Below are 1,652 nucleotides of genomic sequence, written 5' to 3'. Positions count from 1 at the left end.
TGATGGCTTTGGGTGGTTAGTATCAAACGCCTCGTCATGGGCGCACATGCTCGGGTACGGGAATATCAACCCGTTGTCCATCGACTACGCCTGTCGGCCTCGCCTTAGGTCCCGACTTACCCTGGGCGGATTAGCCTGGCCCAGGAACCCTTGGTCATCCGGCGGCAGAGTTTCTCACTCTGCATTCGCTACTCATGCCTGCATTCTCACTCCCACACCCTCCACGACTGGCTTCCGCCGCCGCTTCCCTGGATGCAGGACGCTCCCCTACCCATCCATACCACTAGACAAGGACTTCAAGAGTCCAAGCCGATGTAATGCATGAATGACACAGCTTCGGCGGTGTGCTTAAGCCCCGCTACATTGTCGGCGCAGGACCACTTGACCAGTGAGCTATTACGCACTCTTTCAAGGGTGGCTGCTTCTAAGCCAACCTCCTGGTTGTCTGGGCAATCCCACATCCTTTCCCACTGAGCACACACTTAGGGGCCTTAGCTGGTGTTCTGGGCTGTTTCCCTCTCGACGACGAAGCTTATCCCCCGCCGTCTCACTGCCACGCTCTCACTAACCGGTATTCGGAGTTTGGTTGATTTCGGTAACCCGGTAAGGCCCCTAGACCATCCAGTAGCTCTACCCCCGGCAAGAAACACGTGACGCTGCACCTAAATGCATTTCGGGGAGAACCAGCTATCACGGAGTTTGATTGGCCTTTCACCCCTACCCACAGCTCATCCCCTCAGTTTTCAACCTAAGTGGGTTCGGGCCTCCACGACGTCTTACCGTCGCTTCACCCTGGCCATGGGTAGATCACTCCGCTTCGGGTCTAGACCACGCGACTACAGGCGCCCTATTCAGACTCGCTTTCGCTACGGCTACCCCACACGGGTTAACCTCGCCACGCAGCACTAACTCGCAGGCTCATTCTTCAAAAGGCACGCCATCACCCCGAAAGGCTCTGACGGCTTGTAGGCACACGGTTTCAGGTACTCTTTCACTCCCCTCCCGGGGTACTTTTCATCTTTCCCTCACGGTACTCGTCCGCTATCGGTCTTCAGGAAGTATTTAGGCTTACCGGGTGGTCCCGGCAGATTCACAGCAAATTCCACGAGCTCGCTGCTACTCGGGAACACCACCAAGGTCACTACAACTGGTTTTCGCGTACGGGACTCTCACCCACTCCGGTCCGCCATCCCAAGCGGTTCCACTAACCAGCGCATCAACCCGAAGAAATGTCAGTCTCTCCAAGGTGGGTCCCACAACACCGCCTGCACAACGCCTGACAGCTTGACATACAAACGGTTTAGCCTCTTCCGCTTTCGCTCGCCACTACTCACGGAATCACGGTTGTTTTCTCTTCCTGCGGGTACTGAGATGTTTCACTTCCCCGCGTTCCCTCCACACACCCTATATATTCAGGTGCGGGTAACACCACATCACTGGTGCTGGGTTTCCCCATTCGGAAATCCTCGGATCACAGCTCGGTTGACAGCTCCCCGAGGCTTATCGCAGCCTCCTACGTCCTTCATCGGCTCCTGAAGCCAAGACATCCACCATGTGCCCTTAACAACTTGACCACAAAGATGCTCGCATCCACTCTACAGTTCTCAAACACCACACCAGAAACAAACAGCATTCCCAGGGCAGAAGCCCCG

The 1,652-nt window shown here is 56.0% G+C and carries 1 other annotated feature (running past one end of the window).

Annotated features, from left to right (window positions below):
• Positions 1 to 1,574: a sequence feature (mutual gap in cmsearch alignment for this rRNA model is longer than 100), on the bottom strand (it extends 1,487 nt beyond the left edge of the window).
• Between the last annotated feature and the right edge of the window lie 78 nt (positions 1,575 to 1,652).

This window comes from Amycolatopsis sp. NPDC004625 (genome assembly GCF_040609695.1).
Taxonomy (GTDB): Bacteria; Actinomycetota; Actinomycetes; order Mycobacteriales; family Pseudonocardiaceae; genus Amycolatopsis.
The sequence above is the reverse complement of the archived record's forward strand: the minus strand, read 5'-3'. Positions and strand labels throughout refer to the sequence as shown.